The following is a 24,949-nucleotide window of genomic DNA, read 5'->3' as shown; positions in this document are numbered from 1 at the left end:
GGGTTAAAAACGAACATTAATTTATAACATTTTTATATTGTTCGTGTTTTAGTTGACACAGGCCAGCAGGGATTGTTAAACTAGTCATAGAGAGCAGGTCATTTGCTCATAGAATGTTCACATTATCTGTTTTGTTGAACCCGCTTTTTCTAATAGAATTTTGTGGAATAATCGCTCGTATAACCTTGGGAATATGGCCCGGGAGTCTCTACCTGATTACCTTAAATAGTCGGACTACGAGTGAATACGTCATTTAGGATAGGTCATACCATTCTCCTTACGGATCATTGGAACAACGACATGCATGTGCTGCAGAATGAGTCTATTGAATTGTTTGACGAGCGGTGTGCATGGGTTAATGAAGATTGGACGAGGCCCGGGGTGGGAGCCGTCCACGGTGTGGCGCAGCCTGAGACGAATATAGCCGCATTAGACATTCATGAAGCCGATCGTTCTGTTCCCCTGATGGCAAAAGGGGCGAGGGCGTATTCACTTTTGGTCCGGATTTCTGGAAATACTTTGTTATTTCTCGGAGCTTCCAGGACTTTTTTTGTTTCTAGACTTTTCGAATACATCCTTTTCTTATAATCCTTTTGGAATACATCCTTAATGAAGCTAAGCTACACAATGTGATTTTACAGTTTTTCTAGTCATTCATTCACTTCAATAGTACTACCCGGTTTTGTAATCAAACTTATACTTAAGAAAGTAGGTTGAAGAATGTCAGTACAGGTTGCAGTGATCATGGGCAGCAAATCGGATTGGGGCACGATGTCCCATGCTTGCGTCATTCTGGAGGAGCTTGGAATTCTATATGAAAAGAAGGTTGTCTCCGCTCACCGTACTCCGGACTTGATGTTTGAATTCGCAGAGCAGGCCGCAGGGCGCGGCATTAAGGTGATTATCGCTGGCGCGGGCGGCGCGGCTCACTTGCCAGGCATGGTTGCCGCGAAGACGACGCTTCCCGTCATTGGCGTGCCAGTCAAATCCGCTGCGCTTAACGGACTTGATTCCCTGCTGTCCATCGTACAAATGCCCGGTGGCATTCCTGTTGCCACAGTTGCAATCGGCAAGGCTGGGGCCACCAATGCAGGCCTGCTGGCTGCGCAAATCCTTGGTGCGTTTGATCCCGAGCTGGCGCAGCTTCTGGAGCAGCGGCGTACAGCATTGCGTGATGCGGTCATTGAGACAAGCGATGAGCTGGTGTTGGAGGAGCAACAATAATGGATAAAAGGATCTCGGAGCGCAAGGCTGTCACAGGTCTTGAGACAGAACGGATTATTCGGCCTGGCGCGACTATTGGCGTACTTGGCGGAGGCCAGCTGGGAAGGATGATGGCACTCGCAGGCAGCAATCTGGGATACCGCTTCATCGCGCTTGATCCGACAACGGCTGCGCCGTGCGGTCAGGTCGCCGAGCAGATCGTGGCGGCATACAGCGACAAAGAAGCGGCGAAGCTGCTTGCCAAACGATCGGATGTCATCACTTACGAATTCGAGAATGTCGATGCAGAGGTGGCGGCTCTGCTTGCGGAGCAATCCTATGTGCCGCAAGGAAGCCGCCTGTTGTACACTACGCAGCATCGCCTGCGGGAGAAGAAGGCGGTGGAAGCTGCGGGCGTACGTGTGGCCCCCTATGCGGAGATCGGCAGTGAGGATGAACTGAGGGCGGCCATAGCAAAGCTTGGGTTGCCAAGCGTTCTGAAGACGGCGACCGGAGGTTATGACGGCAAAGGGCAGTGGGTGATCCGCTCAGAAGCGGAAATCGCCGCGGCCTATGCGGAGTTGAGCAAGGCCGATACGGAGCTTGTACTGGAGCAATTTATTTACTTTGAGAAGGAATTGTCCGTCATTGCCGCGCGCAGCCCACGTGGGGAGATCAAGACATTTCCTGTTGCCGAGAATATTCATGTCGATAATATCCTGCATGTATCGATTGTCCCGGCTCGCATAGCCGAGTCAATCCAGCGGGACGCGGAGCGGCTTGCCGCTCGCATCGCTGAATCGATGGGCGCGGTCGGATTACTTGCTGTGGAGATGTTCCTGACGAAGGACGGAGAACTGTTCGTTAACGAGCTTGCTCCGCGGCCTCATAATTCCGGACATTACACGATGGAGGCCTGCAATGCCTCGCAGTTCGAGCAGCATGTCCGGGCGATCTGCAATCTTCCGCTCGGAGATCCCTCGCTGCGAACACCTGTCGTAATGGTGAACATACTTGGAGAACATATAGATAAGGTCGAACTGGCAATGACAACGGGGCAGTGGCATAGGGAAATGTCGAACTCCGAAGACCAGAACGGACGGAAGCAGCCGGACGAACGCTTGGCTCCGGGGAGGCAGACTGGATTTGCCGTCATTCCGAAAGTACACTTATATGGGAAGAGCGGTTCGGCACCTAAACGGAAAATGGGGCATATCAATTTGCTCTGTGAAGAGGTATCGGACGGGCTTGATTGGATAAAGAAAACCAAAATATGGAGGAATCAACACTCATGATTGAACGTTACAGCAGACCGGAAATGAGAGCGATCTGGACGGAGGAAAATAAATTCAAAGCATGGCTGGAGGTGGAGCTGTGCGCTTGTGAAGCTTGGTCGGAGCTGGGGATTATTCCTAAGGAAGATGTGGAACTGCTGCGGAAGAACGCTTCTTTTGATATGGACCGGATCTACGAAATTGAACAGGAGACGCGTCATGACGTCATTGCTTTTACACGAGCTGTCTCCGAGACATTGGGCGCAGAGCGCAAATGGGTTCACTACGGTCTGACCTCGACGGACGTCGTTGACACAGCTCTTGGCTACTTGCTGAAGCAGGCTAATGAAATCTTGGAACGGGATATTATCAATTTTATTGAAATTTTGCACAATAAGGCGCTGGCCTATAAAGATACCCCGATGATGGGGCGTACGCATGGGGTACATGCCGAACCGACCACCTTCGGACTGAAAATGGCGCTCTGGCACGAAGAGATGAAGCGCAATCTGGATCGTTTCCGCCATGCGGCAGACAATGTACAATACGGTAAAATCTCCGGTGCTGTCGGAACGTACGCCAATATTGATCCTTCGGTTGAACAATTCGTCTGCAAGAAGCTCGGCACGAAGGCCGCTCCAATCTCGACGCAGACGCTGCAGCGCGACCGCCATGCTGAATACATGGCAACGCTGGCCCTGATTGCTACATCGCTCGATAAATTCGCTACAGAGATCCGCGCATTACAGAAGAGTGAATTCCGTGAGGTAGAGGAAGCTTTCGCCAAAGGGCAAAAAGGTTCCTCAGCGATGCCGCATAAACGCAATCCGATTGGCTGTGAGAATATTTCTGGCTTGTCCCGTGTTATCCGAGGGCATATGATCTCCGCTTACGAGAATGTGACGCTCTGGCATGAGCGCGACATCTCGCATTCCTCGGTCGAACGGGTCATTCTCCCGGATGCGACGATGCTGCTCAACTACATGCTGAATCGCTTCGGTAATATCGTCAAGAATTTGACGGTATTCCCTGATAATATGAAGCGCAATATGGAGCGCACTTACGGCGTGCCGTTCTCCGGCCGCGTGATGACGAAGCTCATCGATAAAGGCTTCAGCCGTGAACAAGCTTATGATACGGTACAGCCGCGAGCGATGCAGGCTTGGGAGACGCAGCATCACTTCCGTGACATTATCGAGGAGACGCCGGAGATTACAGCCGTGTTAAGCCAGGAAGAGATTGACGATGCGTTCAATCCGGCTTGGCACTTGAAGCATGTGGATACAATCTTCCGCAAGCTTGGGTTGATCGAAGGTTAAGGGAAGTTCATCGCCTCTTATGGAGGCTTATACGGCAGCGCCGCTTGGCTATTGACTCTTGAATTCAAGTCTGGGCAGGGCGGCGCGCCACTAAGGAGGACAGTGATTATGTCAGCAAGAGCCATTTCTACGGCAGAGGGCCTAGTGAACACCCCATTGCTGTATAAAGGTAAGGTTCGCGAATTGTATGATCTTGGTGAACACTACTTAATCGTCGTGACCGACCGGATTTCCGCTTTTGACTACGTGCTTGAACCGGCTGTGCCTGATAAAGGCAATGTTCTGAATCGGCTCAGTGCCTTTTGGTTTGAACAGACTGCAGAGCTGATGGAGAATCATGTTGTGCATACCGATGTCGAACGGCTTCGCGATGTAATCAGCGAAGAGAATAAGGACGTTCTTCGCAAAAGAGTGATGGTTACCCGCAAGGCGCAGCGGATTGATATCGAATGCGTAGTGCGTGGTTATGTCACCGGCGGAGGCTGGCGGCAATATCAGAAGAACGGTGAGATCAACGGCATTTCGCTTCCGGAAGGCCTGCGGATGAATAATCAATTGCCGGAGCCAATCTTTACTCCTGCCGCCAAGAACGATGTTGGCCATGATGAGGATATCTCCTTTGAGGAGATGGCGAATGATGTCGGAGCCGAACTGGCTGAGCAGCTGCGCAGCCGCAGTCTTGAGCTGTATGCTTTTGCTCGTGATTTCTGCGAGAAGCGCGATATCATTTTGGCAGATTGCAAGCTGGAATTTGGACTGATCGATGGCAAGCTGATTTTGATTGATGAGATTTTCACTCCGGATGCCTCTCGTTTCTGGGCCAAAGAGAAATATGCGCTTGACGTAGATATTGACAGTATGGATAAAGAGCCGGTGCGCAATTATCTGGCGCATTCCGACTGGGATCAGAACAGTCAGCCTGATCCGCTGCCGACACCAGTAGTCGAGGAAACTTCACGCCGTTATCGAGAAATTTATTCTCGCATTTCCGGGCAGCAGCTATAGAAGTTGAAGAATAGGCGAGAGGAAGAAATGATTCTGGGGAACTGTAACGTTCGTCTTTGTGGAACGAATTTCTATCTTTTTGGATTCTATAGAATTAAGAAAATTTAGGAACAGTAGCGATCGAAGGAACATTTCACCCGGCTGCCTTCATCTTTCTATTTTTAGTTCAACCAATATAGCAACCGGATTTTCTTTCATCCCGTGCTTCAAGCTTTTGTGTTCATAGAGCAGTTCATAAAGTGTTAATAGTGTTCAAAAGGTACGGTTTTCATCCCGAAAAGAGCCTTTGAACTACCTTATACCGCGGCTGCGCCGCAATACAAACCCTTAGGAGGAACATGAGAGATATGTTGAAAGCGAAGGTCTATGTCACCATTAAACAAAGCGTACTTGATCCGCAGGGAGTTGCCGTGCAAGGCGCACTGCATTCTATGGGCTTCCACGAAGTGGGAAGCGTTCGTATCGGCAAGTATATGGAGCTTCAGCTTGATACGGATGATCGCTTCGAGGCCGAGGCTCGTGTCAAGGCAATGTGTGAGAAGCTTCTGGCGAATACGGTCGTAGAAGACTACCGCTTTGAATTGGAGGGCTAATTCATGAAATTCGCAGTACTCGTATTTCCCGGTTCCAACTGTGACATCGACTGCTACAAAGCTGTGGAGGATACATTAGGTGAACCTGTTGATTATGTATGGCATACAGCTACGGATTTATCCGCTTATGATTGTATCCTGGTTCCGGGTGGCTTCTCTTATGGTGATTATCTTCGCTGCGGTGCGATTTCCCGCTTTGCCCCGGTAATGGCTGAGGTGGCCAAAGCGGCGGAGGCAGGCAAGTTTGTGCTTGGCATTTGCAACGGATTTCAAATTTTGACCGAGGCGGGCCTGTTGCCAGGAACACTGCGCCGCAATATGTCGCTGAAGTTCCGCTGTCATGACACGCTTCTGCGGGTTGAGAACAACAGCAATCCATTCACGAGCGAATATGCACTTGGCGAGGAGATTAACATTCCAATCGCGCATGGGGAAGGCAACTATTATTGCGATGAGAAGACTCTCGCGCAGCTGCAGGCGAACGGACAAATTATTTTCCGTTATGTTCATAATCCGAATGGGTCGCTTGATGATATCGCCGGGATCGCCAATGAACGCGGTAATGTAGTCGGCATGATGCCGCATCCGGAGCGTGCGGTTAGCAATCTGCTTGGATCAGAGGATGGCAAGAAAATGTTCACATCGATTTTGAAGACTTGGAGGGATCAGCATGAGTCAGCAAGTGTCCGCTAAGGAACCGGATGCAGAGCAAATTGCAGAGCAGCAAATTTATAAACAGATGGGCGTTTCGGATAGCGAGTATGAGCTGATCTGCGGATTTCTGGGTCGCAAACCGAACTATACAGAGATTGGCGTATTCAGCGTAATGTGGTCTGAGCACTGCGCATACAAGAACTCCAAGCCGCTTCTAAGAAGATTTCCGACCAGTGGTCCACGCGTACTGATGGGTCCGGGTGAAGGTGCAGGGATCGTCGATATCGGTGATAATCAGGCGGTCGTGTTCAAGATCGAAAGTCATAACCACCCTTCGGCTGTGGAGCCCTATCAAGGTGCGGCGACTGGGGTTGGCGGCATTATTCGCGACATTTTCTCTATGGGCGCAAGACCGATCGCTTCTCTGAACTCTTTGCGTTTCGGCAAGCTGGAGAGCGACCGGGTTAAATATTTGTTCGAGCATGTGGTAGCCGGGATTGCTGGTTACGGCAACTGCATCGGTATCCCAACGGTTGGCGGAGAGGTGGTCTTCGACGAATCTTATGATGGCAATCCGCTGGTCAATGCGATGTGTGTCGGTCTAATCGATCATGATAAAATCCAGCGTGGTGTTGCCAAGGGCGTGGGCAACCCTGTGTTCTATGTAGGGCCGCCAACGGGCCGCGACGGCATCCATGGTGCGACCTTTGCATCCGAGGAGCTGACTGAGGAGTCGGAAGCGAAGCGAACGGCTGTACAGGTTGGCGATCCGTTTATGGAGAAGCTTGTGATGGAGGCTTGCCTGGAGCTGATTGATACGGGCATCGTGCTTGGCATTCAGGATATGGGCGCAGCGGGTCTCACCTGCTCCAGCGCAGAAATGGCCAGTAAAGCCGGCAACGGCCTGGAGCTATACCTGGACGAAGTTCCACAACGCGAGGAAGGCATGACGGCTTATGAGATGATGCTCTCGGAGTCGCAGGAACGGATGTTGTTTGTGGTGGAGCCAAAGGACGAGGCACAAGCACGGGAGATTTTTGAACGTTGGGGCGTGATTTGCTCCAAGGTTGGTAAAGTGACGGATGACGGGCGTCTGAAGCTGATTCATCATGGCGAAGTTGTCGGCGATATGCCGGTGACCGCGCTCGTTGATGAATGTCCTATTTATAATAAGCCATCCAGCGTGCCATCTTACTATGAAAAGAATGCCAATATAGATACTTTAAGATATGAAGAAGTTCGTGATTTGAACGGTGCTTTGGATAAAGTGTTATCTTCGCCTACTGTAGCCAGCAAGGCATGGGTTTACAACCAATACGACTATATGGTGCGTACAAGCACTGCGGTTCGTCCGGGTTCAGACGCCGCTGTCGTAACGGTGCATGGAACGCGCAAAGCGCTGGCTATGACGACGGATTGTAACGGACGGTTTGTTTATCTCGATCCGGAGATCGGCGGCAAGATCGCGGTGAGTGAAGCCGCGCGTAATATCGTCTGCTCCGGCGCAGAGCCGCTGGCGATTACGGATAACCTGAATTTCGGCAGCCCGGAGAAGCCGGATATTTTCTGGCAGATGGAGAAATCGGTTGATGGGATGGCGGAAGCCTGCCGTGTGTTGGATACTCCAGTAATCGGCGGTAATGTGAGTCTCTATAACGAGAATTCCAAAGGCGCGATCTATCCGACACCGGTTGTCGGCATGGTTGGTCTGGTGCATGATACGGATCATATTACGACGCAAGGCTTCAAACAGGAGGGAGATGCAATCCTCCTGCTTGGCGACAATTATGGTGAACTGGGCGGCAGCGAGTTCCAGGCTGTTGTTCATGGCGTTACGGAAGGGCGTCCACCGCAGCTTGATTTGAATAAAGAAAAGTCGCTGCTTAATGCGGTTCTCAAAGCAATTCAGAGCGGACTCGTTCAATCGGCGCATGACCTTTCGGAAGGCGGCCTTGCTGTCGCCCTGGCAGAATCGTGCATCAGCGGCGGCTTGGGAGCTAAGGTTGAGCTGGCTGTCTCGGACTTGCGTGCGGACATCGCCTTGTTCAGTGAATCCCAATCACGCATCCTGATCTCAGCTTCGCCAAATCAAGCGGATGAACTTGTGAAGTTGATCGCGCAGCATGGCGTACCTGTGCAGGTAATCGGACGTGTGGAAGGCGGAGATCTTGTCGTTCATGCGAATGATGCTGCTGTTGTCAATAGACCTGTACAAGAGCTGAAGCAGGTCTGGGAGGATGTCATTCCATGTCTGATGAAATAATGCCTTTCTGGACAGGTGATTATTACAACGAGGGCAGCGGACGTGACGGCATATTCGATAAATTAAAAGAGGAGTGCGGCGTATTCGGGGTGTTCGGTCATCCCGAGGCCGCTTCTATATCCTATTACGGCCTGCATGCGTTGCAGCATCGTGGCGAAGAGAGCGCAGGGCTCTGCGTTGCGAATGGAACGGAGTTCAATTATCACCGCGAAATGGGGCTGGTCAAGGAAGTGTTTGACCGTGACAAGCTGTCCTCGCTGCAGGGGGATCGTTCGATCGGCCATGTTCGTTATTCGACAAGCGGAGATAGCCGCGTGACGAATGCTCAGCCGCTCATCTTCAAGTACCGCGACGGAGATCTTGCGGTGGCCACGAACGGCAATATCGTCAATGCTCCGAAGATTCGCCGCGAGTTGGAGCAGTCCGGCTCGATCTTCCAGACGACTAGCGATACGGAGGTTATCGCTCACCTGATCGCTCGTTCCTCCAAAGATTTCGTGGAGGCAGCGAAGGACGCGCTTCATCAGTTGGTCGGCGGATTTGCGTTCTTATTGATGACGAATGATAAGCTGCTTGTCGCCAGCGATCCAAACGGCTTGCGGCCTATATCGATGGCTCGCCTTGGCGATGCTTATCTGTTCTCGTCCGAAACCTGTGCCTTTGAGGTTGTCGGGGCAGAGATCATTCGCGATATCCGTCCCGGCGAATTGCTGGTGCTGGACGCAAATGGCCTCCGCGAAGACCGCTATGCCGAACCGCAGCGCAAAGCGCTATGCGCGATGGAGTATATTTACTTTGCTCGCCCGGATAGCGATCTGAACGGCTCGAATCTCCATTCGGCCCGGAAGCGGATGGGCCAGGTGATGGCTCAGGAGTCTTTTGTTAATGCGGATGTTGTCACAGGCGTGCCGGATTCCAGCATTTCTGCGGCGATTGGTTATGCGGAGCAAACCGGGATTCCCTATGAGCTCGGCTTGATCAAAAACAAGTATACTGGCCGAACTTTCATCCAGCCCAGTCAGGAGCTGCGTGAGCTTGGCGTAAAGATGAAGCTTAGCGCCGTACGCCGCGTCGTGGAGGGAAAACGCGTCGTTATGATCGACGACTCGATCGTCCGCGGAACGACATCTCGCCGCATCGTCAATTTACTGCGGGAAGCGGGGGCGACAGAGGTGCATGTTCGGATTACCTCGCCACCCTTCAAGAATCCATGCTTCTATGGGATCGATACACCCGATCGCGGCGAGTTGATTGCTTCCTCCCGCTCGATCGAGGAGATTCGCCAGGAGATTAACGCTGATTCATTGGAGTTTTTAAGCGCGGATGGCCTGATCCAGGCTGTCGGCGGCGACAATAAAGATGACTATAAAGGTGGCATGTGTATGGCTTGCTTCGACAACGACTATCCTACACGCACCGACTTTAATGGTGAAGAGAAATACGGATGCACCAGTTAATATTTCTAACGAAACTACAGATCGCTATTTGCTCTAAAACAACGGCTATTCTAAGCTAACGAAACACCATATCGCTATTTGGACTAAATTCAGGCTGTGAGTCACTATTTATGCCAAATAACGATCCCCAGTTTCGTTACAATTTTCAGATGCCCTTATTGGTGCAAATAGCGATACCACGTTTCGTTAGAAGTTAGGCATTGCGCCTTATGTGGAGTGCCTAGTGTAAAGTTGAGCATCGCGTCTCAGGTTGAGTACCTAGTGTAAAGTTGAGCATCGCGTCTCAGGTTGAGTACCTAGTGTAAAGTTGAGCATTGCGTCTTATGTGGAGCACCTAGTGTAAAGTTGGGCATTGCGTCTTATGTGGAGCACCTAGTGTAAAGTTGAGTATCGCGTCTCATATGGAGCACCTAGTGTAAAGTCGAGTATCGCGTCTCATATGGAGCACCTAGTGTAAAGTCGAGTATCGCGTCTCATATGGAGCACCTAGTGTAAAGTTGAGCATTGCGTCTTATGTGGAGTACCTAATGTAAAGTTGAGCATCGCATTTCATATTGAGCACTTCATCTCATTTTGAGTATCGCATCTCATATTGAGTATCGCATCTCATGTTAAGCAGCTAATGTGATGTTGAGCACCTCGTCTCAAATGCTAATATTCCACATAAGATGATCGGTATATTTAATGATATGAAATATCATAGGTTCAAGGGATTTTTGAACTAACTATAATTTACGTTAAGGAGAGTGTCCTGTCGTGTCAGAAGCATATAAGAACGCCGGGGTGGACATCGCGGCTGGCAATGAAGCGGTAGAGCGGATGAAGAAGCACGTCAAACGGACGTTCCGTCCGGAGGTCATGACCGATCTGGGCGGGTTTGGTGCCTTGTTCGGCTTGAACAAGGATAAATACGAGGATCCGGTGCTAGTATCGGGAACCGATGGCGTGGGAACGAAGCTGAAGATTGCTTTTGCGATGGACAAGCATGACACAATTGGCATCGATGCGGTGGCCATGTGCGTGAACGATATCGTAGTTCAAGGCGCGGAGCCGTTGTTCTTCCTCGATTACCTGGCTTGCGATAAGGTGGTTCCGACCAAGATTGAAGCGATCGTTGCTGGAATTGCCGAAGGATGCCATGAATCCGGTTGTGCGCTGATCGGCGGAGAAACAGCCGAAATGCCGGGCATGTACAGTGAAGGTGAATACGATATTGCCGGATTCACGGTAGGGGTCGTGGATAAGAGCAAGATTGTCAACGGAAGCACCATTGCCTCTGGTGATGTAGTGATCGGCTTGGCTTCCAGCGGAGTTCATAGCAACGGCTTCTCGCTGGTACGCAAGCTGCTGTTGGAAGATGGCGGCTATAGCCTGCAGGATGAAGTGGCGGAGCTTGGCGGAGCGAAGCTGGGTGATGTGCTGCTGACGCCTACAAAGCTGTATGTGAAGCCAGTACTAGCTTTACTGAATGAGGTTCAGGTGAAGGGCATGGCTCATATTACCGGTGGTGGCTTCATTGAGAATATACCGCGTGTTTTGCCGGAAGGGGTTAACGTTGAGATCGATTACGGCTCATGGCCGATTCAACCGATATTCTCCCTGCTTCAACAGCAAGGCGATGTCAGTAACCGTGATATGTTCACGACATTTAATATGGGAATCGGGCTGGTGATTGTCGTTGTCGAGGATCAGGCAGAGGCGGCTGTTGCTGCGCTTCGCGCTGCTGGAGAACACCCATATCCCATTGGCCGAGTTACTGAAGGAAATCGGGAAGTGACCTTCAAAGGAGTCCAGGTCTGATGGCTTCGTTATTCCGGATTGCCATATTTGCTTCGGGTCAGGGCAGCAATTTCCAAACATTGGTAGAGGCGACGCAAAGCGGGAGGCTTGAGGCCGAGATCGTGTTGCTGGTCAGCGATAAGGCCAAAGCGCCGGTTGTCGAACGAGCCCAGCGGGCTGGCATTGACAGCTATGTGTTTGACCCGAAGGCTTATGCGAAGCGCGAAGATTATGAGCTGGAGATTGCCGCTGAATTGGAGCGAAGGCAGGTCGATTTGGTAGTCCTTGCTGGTTATATGCGGCTGCTGACGTCGGTACTGGTTGATCGCTATACAGGGAGAATGATCAATATTCATCCATCGCTGCTGCCGGCTTTTCCGGGTAAGGATGCAATTGAACAAGCCTGGGAATACGGTGTCAAAACGACCGGAATTACCGTCCATCTTGTAGACGGAGGCATGGATACCGGAGCTGTGATCGCCCAGAAAGCGGTTGAGATCAGGAACGAGGATAGTCTGGAATCCCTGGAAGAGAAAATTCATGCGGCTGAAAAANTCATCCATCGCTGCTGCCGGCTTTTCCGGGTAAGGATGCAATTGAACAAGCCTGGGAATACGGTGTCAAAACGACCGGAATTACCGTCCATCTTGTAGACGGAGGCATGGATACCGGAGCTGTGATCGCCCAGAAAGCGGTTGAGATCAGGAACGAGGATAGTCTGGAATCCCTGGAAGAGAAAATTCATGCGGCTGAAAAAGAGCTGTACCCGCAGGTCGTCTCATGGTTCGCTAAAGGAATGATTCGTGTCGAAGGCCGTAAGGTCTCGGTTTTACAAAAATAATTTATTGTCATACAGAAGTCACCAGATTCAATCAAGCAACAGGAGATCAATGCAAATTCGATATTTCCCGAGAAATATCGTGTCTATATTCGCCATTAAAGAGGAGGAAGCAATTCGTGGGTATCAAAAGAGCGTTGGTAAGTGTGTCGGATAAGACAGGCATCGTAGATTTTTGCCGGGAGCTGTCTCAGCTCGGCGTAGAGATTATTTCGACAGGAGGAACAAAGAGTCTGTTGTCGAAGGAAGGGGTTCCTGTTATCGGTATTTCCGATGTCACAGGCTTCCCGGAAATTCTGGACGGGCGCGTTAAGACGCTGCATCCGACCGTGCACAGCGGCTTGCTGGCGATTCGGGACAGTGCAGAGCATCAGGCGCAAATGAAGGAGCTGGGACTCGATTATATCGATCTGGTCGTTGTAAATCTGTATCCGTTCCAGGAGACGATTGCCAAGCCGGGTGTTGCTTATGAAGAAGCGATCGAGAATATCGATATCGGCGGCCCAACTATGCTGCGTTCTGCGGCTAAGAACCACGCTTTTGTGAGCGTTGTTGTTGATGCCAATGATTACAGCCAAGTGTTGAATGAGATTCGCGATGGCGGGGACACAACGCTGGAAACCCGTAAACAGCTCGCGGCAAAAGTATTCCGTCATACCGCGGCCTATGATGCTCTTATTTCCGACTACTTGTCCAGCAAGCTGGGCGATCCGCTTCCGGAACGTCTTACCGTTACCTATGAGAAAATTCAGGACCTTCGTTATGGCGAAAATCCGCATCAAAAAGCCGCTTTCTACCGCAAGCCGTTGGCTGCTGTCGATTCGTTGACGAATGCGGAGCAGCTGCATGGCAAGGAGTTGTCCTATAACAATATCAATGACGCCAATGCGGCGCTGCAAATCGTCAAGGAATTTACGGAACCGGCTGTCGTAGCGGTGAAGCATATGAATCCTTGCGGCGTAGGGATTGGCGAGAGCATCTACGAAGCTTATCGTAAGGCTTACGATGCTGACCCGGTTTCTATCTTCGGCGGCATTGTGGCGGCAAATCGCATAATCGATGAAGATACAGCCAATTTGCTTAAGGATATTTTCCTGGAGATCGTCCTTGCACCAGGGTTCACAGATGAGGCGCTGGCCTTGCTGACGCAGAAGAAGAATATTCGCCTTCTGAAGATCAGCGGTCTGGAACTGGCAGCGGATCGCAAGAGCCAATACGTGGTTACTTCCATCGACGGCGGTATGATTGTACAAGAGAGCGATATTCACTCCTTGGCGGAGGCTGACCTGCAGGTTGTAACAGATCGTAAACCGACGGAAGAAGAGTTGAAGCAATTGCTGTTTGGCTGGAAGGTTGTTAAGCATGTTAAGTCTAACGCGATTGTTCTGGCGAAGGATGACATGACGGTTGGCGTTGGCGCTGGACAAATGAACCGCGTAGGTTCAGCCAGAATTGCTATCGAGCAGGCAGGGGAGAAAGCCAAGGGCAGCGTGCTTGCTTCCGATGCGTTCTTCCCGATGGGAGACACCCTGGAGGAAGCGGCCAAGGCAGGCATTACAGCGGTGATTCAACCAGGGGGCTCGATTCGTGACGAGGAGTCGATTAAGGTAGCCAATGAGTATGGTATCGCTATGGTATTTACCGGAGTGAGACATTTTAAACACTAAGAAACCTGAAGACGGCAGACCGCTGCGGCGGCCTGTCGTTTTTTGCCCAAGCCCTAATATAGACATTTGCGCAGAGCCACTAAGGTTGCATTACAGCAGCAGTATGATCAAGCAAATAAAAGGAGGAATCCTAATGGATATTTTAGTGATCGGCGGCGGTGGACGTGAGCATGCGATCTGCTGGGCGTTGGCCAAGAGCCCGAAGGCAGACCGGATCTATTGCGCTCCGGGGAACGCCGGGATCGGACAAATCGCTGAGCTTGTATCGATTCAGGTAGGAGAGTTTGATCACCTGGTCGCTTTTGCCGAAGAAAAGAAGGTTGGCCTTGTCGTGGTCGGGCCCGATGACCCGCTGGCGGACGGGATCGTGGATGCCTTTGAAGCGAAGCATATTCCGGTATTTGGACCGCGCAAGAACGCGGCGCATATTGAAGGCAGCAAGACCTTCATGAAGGATTTGCTCCATAAGTACAATATCCCTACGGCAGCCTATGAGAAATTCGACAGCTATGAAGCGGCCTTGAGTTATTTGCATAATCAGCCTGTGCCAATCGTCATCAAAGCTGACGGTCTGGCAGCGGGTAAAGGAGTAACCGTAGCCTTTACGCGTGAGGAAGCAGAGGAGGCGTTGCGGAGCATTATGGTGGACAAGGTGTTCGGCGAATCGGGCAGTCAGGTTGTGATTGAAGAATTCCTGGCCGGCCAGGAAATGTCGATCCTCGCTTTTGTCGACGGTGAAGTGGTGCGTCCTATGGCGGCGGCGCAGGACCATAAGCAGGTCTATGACGATGATAAGGGACCCAACACCGGCGGGATGGGGACGTATTCACCGCTGCCGCATATCGCGGATAATATCATTGAAGAAGCGATTGAGACGATTATTAAACCTACAGCTAAGGCGATGGTGGCAGAAGGGCGTCCGTTCCGAGGCGTACTGTTCGCGGGTTTGATGATCACGCCGGACGGCAAGCCGAAGACGATAGAATTCAACGCACGATTTGGCGATCCTGAGACCCAGGTCGTATTGCCTCGCTTAAAGAGTGATTTGCTGGAGATTTTTCTTGCCGCAGTAAACGGTACGCTGGACCAAGTGCAAATCGAATGGAGCGATCAGGCCGCAGTCTGTGTCGTGCTGGCTTCCGGCGGCTATCCTGCTTCCTATCCGAAGGGCTTGACGATCCAAGGTTTGCAGAATGCTGAGCAGGAGCAGTCTCTGGTGTTCCATGCCGGAACAGCAAAAAATGCCGAAGGAGCATGGGTCACGAATGGGGGCCGCGTGCTGGGAGTGGTTGGATTAGGTAAGGATATTGCCGAAGCTCGCGATAAGGCTTATGCCGCTGCAACGCAGATTACATTTGAAGGCAAGCATAACCGCAGTGATATTGCCATGAAGGCATTGCGATAAGAGAGCTTGAAGTAATAAGTTAGGAATCGTGGAGCAGAAGCCCGGAAGTCGAACACTTGAAGAACAGTGTCCGCTTTCGGGTTTTTGTATGGAAGTCTTTGAAGGAAAATAAATATAGTAACAATTGTACAATGTATGGGGAAAGTGATGTATTTGGCGATACGTATGATTCTGATCGGTCCTCTGAGTGCGGTGGATGATGTCGGGAGCGGAGCACTTGCTGAACGGTCGGCGGTTTTTTGAAAAAAGATTCTGGTTATAGCATGATAGAAAATACATACCTACTACATTTTATGGCTCATTAATTATTTGAAGTTCGTAGAAAAGAGGAGGAGGACATATGAAGAGATGGAAAGTAGGCATTCTGCTGTTTGACGATGCGGAGGTGCTTGATTTTGCCGGGCCGTTCGAGGTGTTTGCTGTGACATCGGTAAAGCAGAATGAAGGGGAGTTATACAGTCCTTTTGAAGTAACGACTATATCAGAGACCGGTCAGATGATTACGGCCCGGAATGGGTTGAAGGTGCAGCCGGATTATAGCTTCGGATCAGCACCTGCCTATGATTTGCTGGTCATTCCAGGCGGCATGGGGACGAGAGGGCTAGTGCACAATAAAGCGGTTGTAGCTTGGATCGCAGAGCGATTTGCAGAAGTACAGTGGATGACTTCGGTTTGCACCGGCTCCTTCTTGCTGGCGGAAGCAGGCTTGCTTGAGGGCAAACACGCTACGACGCATTGGGCGAGCATTGAAAGAATGCGTAATACTTACCCTGGGGTCAGCGTAGAGGAAAACGTCAAATATGTCGACGAAGGCCGGATTGTAACCTCGGCAGGAATATCAGCCGGAATTAACATGGCATTTCATATGGTTAATCGTCTGCTTGGTAAAGAGGTTGCACAGGAGACAGCGCGCAGGATGGAATACGATATTATTCTGGATGCTGATAAATAACGGTATCTGTGAGCGAATTGGCCTGTACTTAGTTATACTTTGACGGATTCTCAGAATGTGCTTCAGCTTACAGGCAGGGATAATTATCGCCCCTTTGACAAATGTTAAAGCAGAAAGTTCTACATTATTCCAACATTGTCGGGAGGCGACCTAACGGATGAGTAAAGAAAAGAAGGATATGCTTCCGGTATCGCGTGAGCAAGTGGAGGTTGAGGGTGTCTATACGGATGAAATTGGCCGTGAGGAGTACCTGCACAAGGGGGAGCAATTCCCCGCCGATCTGGTTCATGGAACGGTAGAATGGAAGCTGACTGAGCTGGCCCAGATCAAGCATGCTGAAGGGCGCACAGACCCTGAGTCGGATACAGAGGAAGATTAGTTCATAGGTTGGAATGAGTCGAACGTCCCCGAGTTCACTTTTCGGAAGGGCGTTCGATTTGTTTTCACTACGGATGGGTGAATTCATCGCGGATGTTCCGTATAATGGATAACTGAGGAGAGGTATTAATCGGGAGGACAAGCGATGAGCGTTACGACAGGGATTCATCATATTACAGCTATTGTGGGGGATGTTCAAGAGAGCGTTGATTTCTACGCGGGTGTTTTAGGTCTAAGGCTCGTGAAGAGAACAGTTAATTATGAGGCCCCGGATCTATATCATCTATATTTTGGCAATGAAAATGGAGACCCCGGAACGATTATGTCTTTCTATCCGCTGGAGAGTGACCATCAGGGTATTCTTGGCGGTGGCCAGGTTGGCGTTATCGTGCTTGCGGTTCCACCGGGAAGCATGCTCTACTGGCGGCAGCGGTTGAAGGACTTTGAGATTACATATATGGATCTGGTTCGTTTTGATGAGGAATACGTTCGGTTTGCCGACCCCTCCGGACTGTTGATTGATCTGGTTGAGTGTCGGGAAGGGCCGTTCAGCCTTTGGCAATTTGGTGGCATTCCGGAAGGTTATGCCATTAAGGGATTGGCAGGTGCTTTATTATTCAGTTGCAACAGCGAGAAAACGGCAGAGGTCCTGCAGGAGGTCCTTGGTCTGGATTATGTTGGCGAGGAAGAAGGGCTGTTGCGTTTCAAAGCGGCGGATAGCCTCGGCAATGTGATCGATTTGAATATGGAGAACTTGCCAAGAGGCTGCAGCGGTGCCGGGACCGTTCACCATATGGCCTGGCGGACGAAGGACAAAGAAGAGCAGATGAAGTACCACGAGCTGCTTGAAGTAAGCGGCATGGAACCGACACCGGTCATCGATCGCCAATACTATAAATCCTTATACTTTCGCGAGCCGGGGGGAATTTTGTTCCAGGTAGCTACGGACGGGCCTGGCTTTGATAACGACGAGACTCCGGAATCTCTGGGCAATAAGCTGATGCTGCCGGATATGTATGAGGATCAGCGCGAGAGAATAGCGAAGCGGCTTAAGCCATTCCAGGTCAGAGCCGTAAAGCCGGCCGGTAAATAGGACTTGATCGATCAGCCGTTCGGGTGTAACTTTATAAAAACAATAAAAACGATTGAAGTAAAGTGAGGAGAAGAGGATGAACCAAACGGAACGGCAACCAGTGGGGATGGAGGATATCGTACGCGCTCACCATGTGTTGAAAGAGGTTGTAAAACGTACACCGTTGCAATTAGATGCGGCGCTGTCTGCCAAATATGAATGCAATGTCTACTTAAAGCGTGAGGATTTACAGGTTGTCCGCTCCTTTAAAATCCGTGGGGCTTACAATATGATCCGCAGCCTGAGCCAGGACGAGTTGGCTAAAGGGATCGTATGTGCCAGCGCAGGCAATCATGCGCAGGGAGTTGCCTTCTCCTGCAATGCGCTGGGCATCCGGGGCAAAATATATATGCCAAGCACGACGCCAAATCAAAAAGTGAAGCAAGTGAAGCGCTTTGGCGGTTCGGCGGTAGAAATCGTGCTGACGGGCGACACCTATGATGATGCATATGAGGAAGCTATGAAGGCGTGCCGGGAAGGCGGAATGACGTTCATTCATCCTTTTGATGATCCGAAGATCGTCGCCGGCAACGGAACGATCGGAATGGAGATTATGGAGGGCCTTGCCGCACCGGCGGATTATATCTTCGTCACGATTGGCGGCGGAGGGCTGGTCTCCGGAGTGGGTACGTATATGAAGACCGTCAGTCCGGTGACAAAGGTGATCGGTGTAGAACCAGCCGGGGCTGCATCGATGTCAGAGGCGCTGAAGCAACAGCAGGTCGTCACTCTGGAGGCGATTGACAAGTTCGTCGACGGGGCCGCGGTGAAGCGGGTCGGAGATTTGAACTACGCCATTTGCGCAGAGCTTCTTGATGACATTGTCAAGGTTCCAGAAGGCAAGGCTTGTACGACTATTCTCGAGCTATACAATGACAGTGCGATCGTGGTTGAGCCCGCTGGGGCATTGCCTGTATCGGCACTGGATATGTACCGCGATCAAATTCGAGGCAAGACGGTAGTCTGCATCATTAGCGGTGGCAACAATGATATCGACCGGATGCAGGAGATGAAGGAGCGCTCGCTCATTTACGAAGGCTTGAAGCATTACTTCCTGATCAATTTCCCGCAACGCGCCGGAGCGCTGCGGGAGTTCCTGGAGGATGTGCTTGGGCCCAATGACGATATCGCCCGGTTTGAGTACACAAAGAAGCATAACAAGGAGAATGGCCCGGCCTTGGTCGGAATCGAGCTAAGCGACCAGGCGGACTACGGGCCGTTGATCGACCGGATGAAATCGAAGAATATCGCCTATACCGAGCTGAATCGCGACTTGAATTTGTTTAACCTGTTGATTTGAGCAGGACGAATAGGAATTTACTCTACGGATAAGAGTAGATGAACGATATATTAATAAAACAGCTATGCATTCTTGAGCAGTCTGCGGCATTTTATGCCTGGGCCTGCTCTTTTTCTATGTCCATACGAGTCTTAAGGGTAAATAGGTGCGGGAATTGGGCAGGGCAGAGAAATGGATAAATAAGCTATTATAATTTAAAACAGCAGCCACATTAGAGCACAAGAGGAGGAATGCCTGGTGTCTTATATTGTGAATCCGATCTTGAGAGGATTTAACCCCGATCCGTCGATCATCCGGGTTGGCGAGGATTATTACATTGCGACCTCAACGTTTGAATGGTTCCCGGGTGTACAGATTCATCATTCCCGGGATTTGCAGAACTGGAAGCTGATCGGTCATCCGTTAACTCGAACAAGCCAATTAAATATGACGGGAAATCCGGACTCAGGTGGCGTCTGGGCGCCTTGTCTCAGCTGCCATGAAGGGACATATTATCTTATTTATACCGATGTGAAGAGTCATATGGGACCGTTCAAGGATACGCATAATTATATGGTTACCGCGAGTGACATACATGGTCCATGGAGTGAACCGATCTATCTGAACAGCAGCGGCTTCGACCCTTCGATGTTCCATGAAGAGGACGGAACCAAGTGGATTGTCAATATGGTATGGGACCATCGCAAAGGGAAAAATCATTTCGGTGGCATCGTTATTCAGCAATACTCGCAAACCGAGAAGAGTCTTGTTGGTCCGATTCATAACATCTTCAGGGGGACCTCGCTTGGTTTAACCGAAGGGCCTCATATTTATAGAGCCAATGGCTATTACTACCTGATGACGGCGGAAGGGGGAACGAGATATGGACATGCCATTACGATGGCACGCTCGACTTCGCTACTCGGGCCCTATGAGGCTGATCCGGCGGGACCTGTGCTAACCTCCGCAGACCGTCCTGAGGCAGAACTGCAACGCGCGGGACACGGCTGCCTGGTGGAGACGCCATCCGCAGAGATGTATCTTGTTCATCTGTGCGGACGTCCTTTGAGGCCGTCACTGTACTGCACATTAGGCAGGGAGACAGCAATTCAGAGATGTATATGGAACGAAGCGGGATGGTTAAGTCTGGCTTCGAGAGATCATGAGCCTGAAGTGAAGGTAACGGCCCCATCAATACCGGAATATTCCTTTGAGCCTGAGCCGGAGACAGAGCATTTTGATAGTGATCAGATCAGCATTCATTTCAATAGCTTGCGCGAGCCGCTGGCTGAGGATTGGGCGTCTCTCCGTGAACGCCCTGGATTTCTACGTCTAAGAGGGAGGGAATCCTTATCCTCCCATCATCAACAGAGCTTGATCGCCCGCCGCCAGCAGTCATTCCTGGTTGAAGCCGAGACGGTTGTTGAATTTGCGCCGGACAGCTATCAACAGTTGGCCGGACTGATCTATTACTATAATTCAAGGAATTATTATTATTTATGGATCAGCTGGGATGAGGAGCTTGGAAAATGTGTAGGGATTATGTCCAGCGATCGGGGGTCCTATGATGAACCGTTGAAATCGCCAGTGTCAATTGAAGGCTGGGAACGCTGTTATTTAAAAGCAATGATCCGCAGGGAAAGGCTGCAGTTCCTCTATTCCCGGGATGGGCAGGAATGGCAGCTCATCGGCGGTGAACTGGATGCAACGAAGCTATCGGACGAAAATGCAGAATTCATTAAAGAAGGCGTTGCGCTTGACCAAGGTTTTACCGGGGCATTTCTCGGCATGTGTGTTCAAGATTTAAGCGGCCGCGGGCTGCATGCGGATTTTGATTATTTTACGTACCGTGAGCTGGATGAATATTAATGACAGAGGAGAGTCGAAAACGATGTCTATGATACCTGAAGTAATGGAAGCAGCTGTCTTGAATAAACCGATGGATATGGCATTGAAACAAGTACCTGTGCCTAGGATTAAGGAAGATGAGGCGCTTATTAAAGTGTATTGTATCGGTGTCTGCGGCTCGGATGTTCATTATTATGAGCATGGCAGAATTGGCCGTTATGTCGTGGAAAAGCCGATTATTCTTGGCCATGAGCTGGCCGGGGAAGTCGTACAGGTGGGAGCGGGGGTAACGAATGTATCTGTCGGCGACCGTGTTGCGGTAGAGCCTGGCGTAGCCTGCGGACGCTGTGAATACTGCAAGTCAGGCCGTTACAATCTGTGCCCGGATGTGGTATTCATGGCCACTCCTCCGGTGGACGGCGCGTGGGCCGAATATGTCGCGGTGCGCAGTGATTTTCTGTTCCGCCTTCCGGACGGTCTGAGCTTCGAGCAAGGCGCTTTGCTGGAGCCGCTTTCGGTAGGCATGCACGCGATGATCCGGGGCGGGGTAAAACCTTCTGACCGTTTGCTGATTACAGGGCTTGGCCCCATCGGCTTACTCGCGATCCAGGCGGCTAAAATATACGGTGTCACTGAAATCTATGCGACAGATATTGTACCGTTTCGTCAAAACCTCGCGCTGGAAATGGGCGCCACTGCGGTGATCAATCCGGCGAAGGAGGATCTGAAGGAACGGATTGCACATTTAACCTCAGGCCGGGGGGTTACCGTGGTTGTGGAGTCATCAGGGAATGGCCGGGCGATCTCCGATGCGCTGACAACCGTGAATCGCGGTGGCCGGGTTGTACTGGTTGGCATGCCTGCGGCTAAGGAGATCCCGGTGGATATCAATACGATTATCGACGGTGAGATCGATGTGTATGGATTGTTCCGCTACGCCAATACATATCCGTCGGCTATTCAGGCTCTTGGCAGATCAGACATTGATGTGGAGCGGGTTATTACACATAAGTATGCTCTGAAGGATATTCAGGAAGCAGTGGAAGTCGCCCGGACAGAGAAAGAGACGGGTATCAAAGTGATGATTTATCCGCAGCCTTAAGTTCATAGGCATTAGCTTAGACACCCCTCCACACAAGTGGAGGGGTGTACTGCTATAACCATTGCCGTATATAGCTTTGAAGCATTCCTCGTTAATGTTATTTTGCATCGCTTTCATTCCTCAAATAATTAGCGGCTACCTTATTCAGAAAATAAGCGTAACCCAATTGCCATTGTTCAAGCATATTTCTATGGAAATCATCAACGATGAAAAACTCGGTTTGATTTAGAAAATCTTGCGCTGTGGAGGGATGCCCCATTTTATCTAAAAAGGATAAATGCTCTTGGACACGTTCAAACACTTCCGGATCATTAGCGGGATAACCTTCTCGCAAGTAGCAGATCATATCTTCGTTAAACGACTGTGCTTCTACAGCAGAATCATTCATGGATTCTACGTCAACCTTTTGATACGACAAGTCAAAGCCATACGCTTGCTGCAAATGCTCATCTTGATTTTTTAAGGCTTTCTTCCATTCTTCTTCGGTTTCAAACCCTTTAAACATATTTTCCATATCTGCATCTACCCCTTCTTTAGCGCTTTGGATAGAGGAATTGATCGTCTTGATCAGTCCTTTAAATCGTTCGATCCTTTGCTCCAGTAACTTTTTTTGTTGAATCAATGTATTCTCCCTGTCGATTTCACAATCCAGCAATTGCTTAATTTCTTTGAGTGGCAAATCCAGTTCTTTGTAAAAAAGAATTTGCTGTAGTCGCTCCAGGTCTTTTAATCCATACAAACGGTAACCGGCCTCCGTTGTTTGCTCCGGGATCAGAAGTCCTATTCTATGATAATGGTGTAATGTTTTTACTGTTGTATGAGCCAACTTTGCAACTTCATGAACGGTATACATGATTTCCCCCTCTTCATGTTCTATAAATCATAGTAACATTGTTCCCTCCTCCCTTTCTTATAAAAGGAACTATAAGCTATCCTCTTGGAGGAGAGTCAATACCGTTATTATGTTTTTGCGAAATTTCAAAAATAGGCTTTACAATATCTATTTACTAGTGTACTATTCAACTATAACACTAATACAAATAAGGAGTGGCCGTAATGAATAAAGCGGTAAACCAGGTCGGAACAGGCCCTGCGAACGGAAAGGGTCAGGTCGTCCTTCAAGTGAATGGAGTGACCAAGCAGATTGGACATAAGAAAATAGTCGATCGGCTGTCATTTAATATACATCAGGGAGAGATCGTTGGCTTGCTTGGACCAAATGGAGCGGGCAAGACGACCACGATCCGTATGATTGTCGGATTAATCGGTATGAGCGAAGGTGACGTGCTGATTAAGGGGGAGAGCGTGAAGCGACATTTCGCCAAGGCGATTGCCCATGTTGGCGGTATTATTGAAAATCCGGAATTCTATCCATATATGACAGGCTACGATAATTTGAAGCAATATCAGCGTATGGCCAAGGGCATTACGGAAGAGAGGATCGCTGAGGTGGTGCGACTGGTTGGTCTTCAGGATGCGATGAAGAAGAGGGTGAAGGCTTATTCGCTTGGAATGCGCCAGCGTCTCGGCATAGCCCAGGCACTGCTGCATAATCCATCGATTCTGATTCTGGATGAGCCGACGAACGGCCTGGACCCTGCGGGAATCAGGGAAATGCGCGACTACCTCAAAAAAATTGCCCGTGAGGAAGGCATCGCCATACTCGTCTCCAGCCATCTGTTATCGGAGATGGAACTGATGTGCAGCCGGGTTGTCGTCATTCAGGAAGGCAAGCTGGTTACCGTCAGAACGCTGGGCGCTTCGTCAGCTGTTAAGGAAGAGGAACAAATTCAAGTCATGCTGCGTGTCAATGATGCGGAGCAGGCGAAGTTAAGACTCGTACAGATGGAGGAACTGCGTGTGGTTGGAATCGATACCGACCGGAATCAAGTTACGATTGCCGTACACGACAGAGATATCCCGAATGTGATCGATGTTTTGCGGAATGAAGGAGTCGCATTGTACCGGATCGAGGAAATGAAGGAATCGCTGGAAGACGAGTTCTTGAAATGGACGGGAGGAAGTCAAAGTGCATAAATTGGTTTTTAATGAGTGGTTGAAATTGTTTAAGAAAAGAAGCTTTTTCGTTGCTTATTTGGCTATTGCCGTTTTTGTCATCGGCGCTGCCTACTTTATGGCTAAATTGTCGGGAGACGAGGTATTTAATGCACGGGATTTCGTCTTTATGGCTATGTCGCCCAGCGGATTTGGCACTCTGCTCCTCTTCCTGGTCGTGGTGGGAACGGCGGGGGTTGTCTCCAAAGAGTATGGTCAGGGAACAATTAAGCTGTTGCTGATCCGTGCCCAGAGCCGTGGCAAGATTTTACTCTCCAAATATATCGGCATCGTCGTGTATATTTTGTCGCTAATGCTCACAATGCTGGTGATCTCCTTCATCACAGGGACGATTGCCTTCGGAGCGGGGACGCCAAGCGTAAGCTGGAATGATGTCGCTCAGACGTCGCTCTACACCTTGGTCTATACCGTGATTTATGCAACAATAACGTTTATGTTGGGGGTACTCACCCGTTCTACTGGAATAACGGTCGGGCTCACTATGTTCTTGATGATGCTGGAGAGTCTGATTGTTGGCCTGCTTGCGAAATATTCCTTTACGAAGTACTTGATCTTTGCGAATACCGATTTGTCCAAATATGTGGACGGCGGTTCACCGCTGCCAGGGATGACGATCAGCTTCTCCGTAATCGTTATTGCGGTATATATGGCATTGTTTCTTATGGTAAGCTTTGTTACCTTTAAAAAACGGGATGTTGCATAGGTCACAATGGCCTGGGAACATA

General features: G+C 50.2%; 20 protein-coding genes, 2 pseudogenes and 1 riboswitch. Of the genes and pseudogenes, 21 read left to right on the top strand and 1 reads right to left on the bottom strand.

From position 1 onward, the window contains the following. The first annotated feature begins 155 nt into the window (after window positions 1-155). Window positions 156-257, top strand: a riboswitch (purine riboswitch). Between the two features lie 463 nt (window positions 258-720). The 19 genes and pseudogenes from purE (at window position 721) to BN1360_RS02025 (ending at window position 22,148) form a co-directional block, all read left to right on the top strand. Further along, on the top strand, window positions 721-1,224 hold the full coding sequence (gene purE, locus BN1360_RS02115; protein ID WP_068778262.1) for a 5-(carboxyamino)imidazole ribonucleotide mutase: 504 nt from the start codon (window positions 721-723) through the stop codon (window positions 1,222-1,224). Then, complete coding sequence (gene purK / locus BN1360_RS02110; protein WP_068778261.1) at window positions 1,224-2,498, top strand: 5-(carboxyamino)imidazole ribonucleotide synthase; 1,275 nt, start codon at window positions 1,224-1,226, stop codon at window positions 2,496-2,498. The genes purE and purK overlap by 1 nt, the downstream gene beginning before the upstream one ends. After that, window positions 2,495-3,796, top strand: a complete 1,302-nt coding sequence (purB, locus tag BN1360_RS02105) for an adenylosuccinate lyase (RefSeq protein WP_068778260.1) — start codon at window positions 2,495-2,497, stop codon at window positions 3,794-3,796. The genes purK and purB overlap by 4 nt, the downstream gene beginning before the upstream one ends. A 108-nt stretch (window positions 3,797-3,904) precedes the next feature. Continuing rightward, entirely contained in the window at window positions 3,905-4,801 is an 897-nt protein-coding gene (locus BN1360_RS02100; RefSeq protein WP_068778259.1) for a phosphoribosylaminoimidazolesuccinocarboxamide synthase, read from the top strand. A gap of 347 nt (window positions 4,802-5,148) precedes the next feature. Then, complete coding sequence (purS, locus tag BN1360_RS02095) at window positions 5,149-5,394, top strand: phosphoribosylformylglycinamidine synthase subunit PurS (protein ID WP_068778258.1); 246 nt, start codon at window positions 5,149-5,151, stop codon at window positions 5,392-5,394. Window positions 5,395-5,397: 3 nt separating this feature from the next. After that, on the top strand, window positions 5,398-6,087 hold the full coding sequence (gene purQ / locus BN1360_RS02090; protein ID WP_068778257.1) for a phosphoribosylformylglycinamidine synthase subunit PurQ: 690 nt from the start codon (window positions 5,398-5,400) through the stop codon (window positions 6,085-6,087). Next, window positions 6,065-8,311: a phosphoribosylformylglycinamidine synthase subunit PurL gene (purL, locus tag BN1360_RS02085; RefSeq protein ID WP_068778256.1), complete on the top strand. Its 2,247-nt coding sequence runs from the start codon at window positions 6,065-6,067 to the stop codon at window positions 8,309-8,311. The genes purQ and purL overlap by 23 nt, the downstream gene beginning before the upstream one ends. Next, window positions 8,296-9,768, top strand: a complete 1,473-nt coding sequence (gene purF / locus BN1360_RS02080; RefSeq protein ID WP_068778255.1) for an amidophosphoribosyltransferase — start codon at window positions 8,296-8,298, stop codon at window positions 9,766-9,768. Before purL ends, purF begins: the two co-directional genes overlap by 16 nt. A gap of 756 nt (window positions 9,769-10,524) precedes the next feature. Next, on the top strand, window positions 10,525-11,568 hold the full coding sequence (purM, locus tag BN1360_RS02075) for a phosphoribosylformylglycinamidine cyclo-ligase (RefSeq protein WP_068778254.1): 1,044 nt from the start codon (window positions 10,525-10,527) through the stop codon (window positions 11,566-11,568). After that, window positions 11,568-12,110, top strand: a pseudogene (gene purN, locus BN1360_RS02070) (phosphoribosylglycinamide formyltransferase); the annotation flags it as partial. The gene purM and the pseudogene purN (BN1360_RS02070), both read left to right, overlap by 1 nt. After that, window positions 12,104-12,388 (top strand): annotated as a pseudogene (gene purN, locus BN1360_RS02065) (phosphoribosylglycinamide formyltransferase); the annotation flags it as partial. The pseudogenes purN (BN1360_RS02070) and purN (BN1360_RS02065), both read left to right, overlap by 7 nt. A 116-nt stretch (window positions 12,389-12,504) precedes the next feature. Next, window positions 12,505-14,052: a bifunctional phosphoribosylaminoimidazolecarboxamide formyltransferase/IMP cyclohydrolase gene (gene purH, locus BN1360_RS02060; protein WP_068778251.1), complete on the top strand. Its 1,548-nt coding sequence runs from the start codon at window positions 12,505-12,507 to the stop codon at window positions 14,050-14,052. Between the two features lie 133 nt (window positions 14,053-14,185). After that, a complete protein-coding gene (gene purD / locus BN1360_RS02055) occupies window positions 14,186-15,457 on the top strand; it encodes a phosphoribosylamine--glycine ligase (protein WP_068778250.1) in 1,272 nt (423 codons plus the stop codon). A gap of 340 nt (window positions 15,458-15,797) precedes the next feature. Then, complete coding sequence (locus BN1360_RS02050; RefSeq protein WP_068778249.1) at window positions 15,798-16,409, top strand: DJ-1/PfpI family protein; 612 nt, start codon at window positions 15,798-15,800, stop codon at window positions 16,407-16,409. 157 nt (window positions 16,410-16,566) lie between these two features. Beyond that, window positions 16,567-16,788, top strand: coding sequence for a hypothetical protein (locus tag BN1360_RS02045; RefSeq protein WP_068778248.1), 222 nt, complete (start codon window positions 16,567-16,569; stop codon window positions 16,786-16,788). Between the two features lie 144 nt (window positions 16,789-16,932). Continuing rightward, window positions 16,933-17,880: a ring-cleaving dioxygenase gene (locus tag BN1360_RS02040; RefSeq protein WP_068778247.1), complete on the top strand. Its 948-nt coding sequence runs from the start codon at window positions 16,933-16,935 to the stop codon at window positions 17,878-17,880. A gap of 76 nt (window positions 17,881-17,956) precedes the next feature. Continuing rightward, a complete protein-coding gene (ilvA, locus tag BN1360_RS02035) occupies window positions 17,957-19,219 on the top strand; it encodes a threonine ammonia-lyase IlvA (RefSeq protein WP_068778246.1) in 1,263 nt (420 codons plus the stop codon). Window positions 19,220-19,456: 237 nt separating this feature from the next. Then, on the top strand, window positions 19,457-21,067 hold the full coding sequence (locus BN1360_RS02030) for a glycoside hydrolase family 43 protein (RefSeq protein ID WP_068778245.1): 1,611 nt from the start codon (window positions 19,457-19,459) through the stop codon (window positions 21,065-21,067). A gap of 28 nt (window positions 21,068-21,095) precedes the next feature. Next, window positions 21,096-22,148, top strand: a complete 1,053-nt coding sequence (locus BN1360_RS02025) for an NAD(P)-dependent alcohol dehydrogenase (protein WP_420707867.1) — start codon at window positions 21,096-21,098, stop codon at window positions 22,146-22,148. 97 nt (window positions 22,149-22,245) lie between these two features. On the opposite strand, the gene BN1360_RS02020 is transcribed toward BN1360_RS02025, so the two are convergent. After that, complete coding sequence (locus tag BN1360_RS02020) at window positions 22,246-23,001, bottom strand: MerR family transcriptional regulator (RefSeq protein ID WP_068778243.1); 756 nt, start codon at window positions 22,999-23,001, stop codon at window positions 22,246-22,248. 203 nt (window positions 23,002-23,204) lie between these two features. Here BN1360_RS02020 and BN1360_RS02015 point away from each other — a divergent pair, with 203 nt between their 5' ends. Both BN1360_RS02015 and BN1360_RS02010 read left to right on the top strand, forming a co-directional pair. Then, a complete protein-coding gene (locus BN1360_RS02015) occupies window positions 23,205-24,185 on the top strand; it encodes an ABC transporter ATP-binding protein (protein WP_068778242.1) in 981 nt (326 codons plus the stop codon). Next, on the top strand, window positions 24,178-24,927 hold the full coding sequence (locus tag BN1360_RS02010; RefSeq protein WP_068778241.1) for an ABC transporter permease: 750 nt from the start codon (window positions 24,178-24,180) through the stop codon (window positions 24,925-24,927). Before BN1360_RS02015 ends, BN1360_RS02010 begins: the two co-directional genes overlap by 8 nt. Window positions 24,928-24,949 lie beyond the last annotated feature (22 nt).

The organism is Paenibacillus sp. GM2, assembly GCF_900069005.2.
In the GTDB taxonomy this organism is placed as follows: domain Bacteria; phylum Bacillota; class Bacilli; order Paenibacillales; family Paenibacillaceae; genus Fontibacillus.
Note: the sequence above shows the minus strand (reverse complement) of the source record. Positions and strands in the feature narration are given on the sequence as shown.

What these genes read in the sequence shown, in the direction of transcription:
- purE (WP_068778262.1), top strand. Translation starts at nt 721, where the DNA reads ATGTCAGTACAGGTTGCAGTGATCATGGGCAGCAAATCGGATTGGGGC.
- purK (WP_068778261.1), top strand. Translation starts at nt 1,224, where the DNA reads ATGGATAAAAGGATCTCGGAGCGCAAGGCTGTCACAGGTCTTGAGACA.
- purB (WP_068778260.1), top strand. Translation starts at nt 2,495, where the DNA reads ATGATTGAACGTTACAGCAGACCGGAAATGAGAGCGATCTGGACGGAG.
- BN1360_RS02100 (WP_068778259.1), top strand. Translation starts at nt 3,905, where the DNA reads ATGTCAGCAAGAGCCATTTCTACGGCAGAGGGCCTAGTGAACACCCCA.
- purS (WP_068778258.1), top strand. Translation starts at nt 5,149, where the DNA reads ATGTTGAAAGCGAAGGTCTATGTCACCATTAAACAAAGCGTACTTGAT.
- purQ (WP_068778257.1), top strand. Translation starts at nt 5,398, where the DNA reads ATGAAATTCGCAGTACTCGTATTTCCCGGTTCCAACTGTGACATCGAC.
- purL (WP_068778256.1), top strand. Translation starts at nt 6,065, where the DNA reads ATGAGTCAGCAAGTGTCCGCTAAGGAACCGGATGCAGAGCAAATTGCA.
- purF (WP_068778255.1), top strand. Translation starts at nt 8,296, where the DNA reads ATGTCTGATGAAATAATGCCTTTCTGGACAGGTGATTATTACAACGAG.
- purD (WP_068778250.1), top strand. Translation starts at nt 14,186, where the DNA reads ATGGATATTTTAGTGATCGGCGGCGGTGGACGTGAGCATGCGATCTGC.
- BN1360_RS02050 (WP_068778249.1), top strand. Translation starts at nt 15,798, where the DNA reads ATGAAGAGATGGAAAGTAGGCATTCTGCTGTTTGACGATGCGGAGGTG.
- BN1360_RS02045 (WP_068778248.1), top strand. Translation starts at nt 16,567, where the DNA reads ATGAGTAAAGAAAAGAAGGATATGCTTCCGGTATCGCGTGAGCAAGTG.
- BN1360_RS02040 (WP_068778247.1), top strand. Translation starts at nt 16,933, where the DNA reads ATGAGCGTTACGACAGGGATTCATCATATTACAGCTATTGTGGGGGAT.
- ilvA (WP_068778246.1), top strand. Translation starts at nt 17,957, where the DNA reads ATGAACCAAACGGAACGGCAACCAGTGGGGATGGAGGATATCGTACGC.
- BN1360_RS02025 (WP_420707867.1), top strand. Translation starts at nt 21,096, where the DNA reads ATGATACCTGAAGTAATGGAAGCAGCTGTCTTGAATAAACCGATGGAT.
- BN1360_RS02020 (WP_068778243.1), bottom strand. Translation starts at nt 23,001, where the DNA reads ATGTATACCGTTCATGAAGTTGCAAAGTTGGCTCATACAACAGTAAAA.
- BN1360_RS02015 (WP_068778242.1), top strand. Translation starts at nt 23,205, where the DNA reads ATGAATAAAGCGGTAAACCAGGTCGGAACAGGCCCTGCGAACGGAAAG.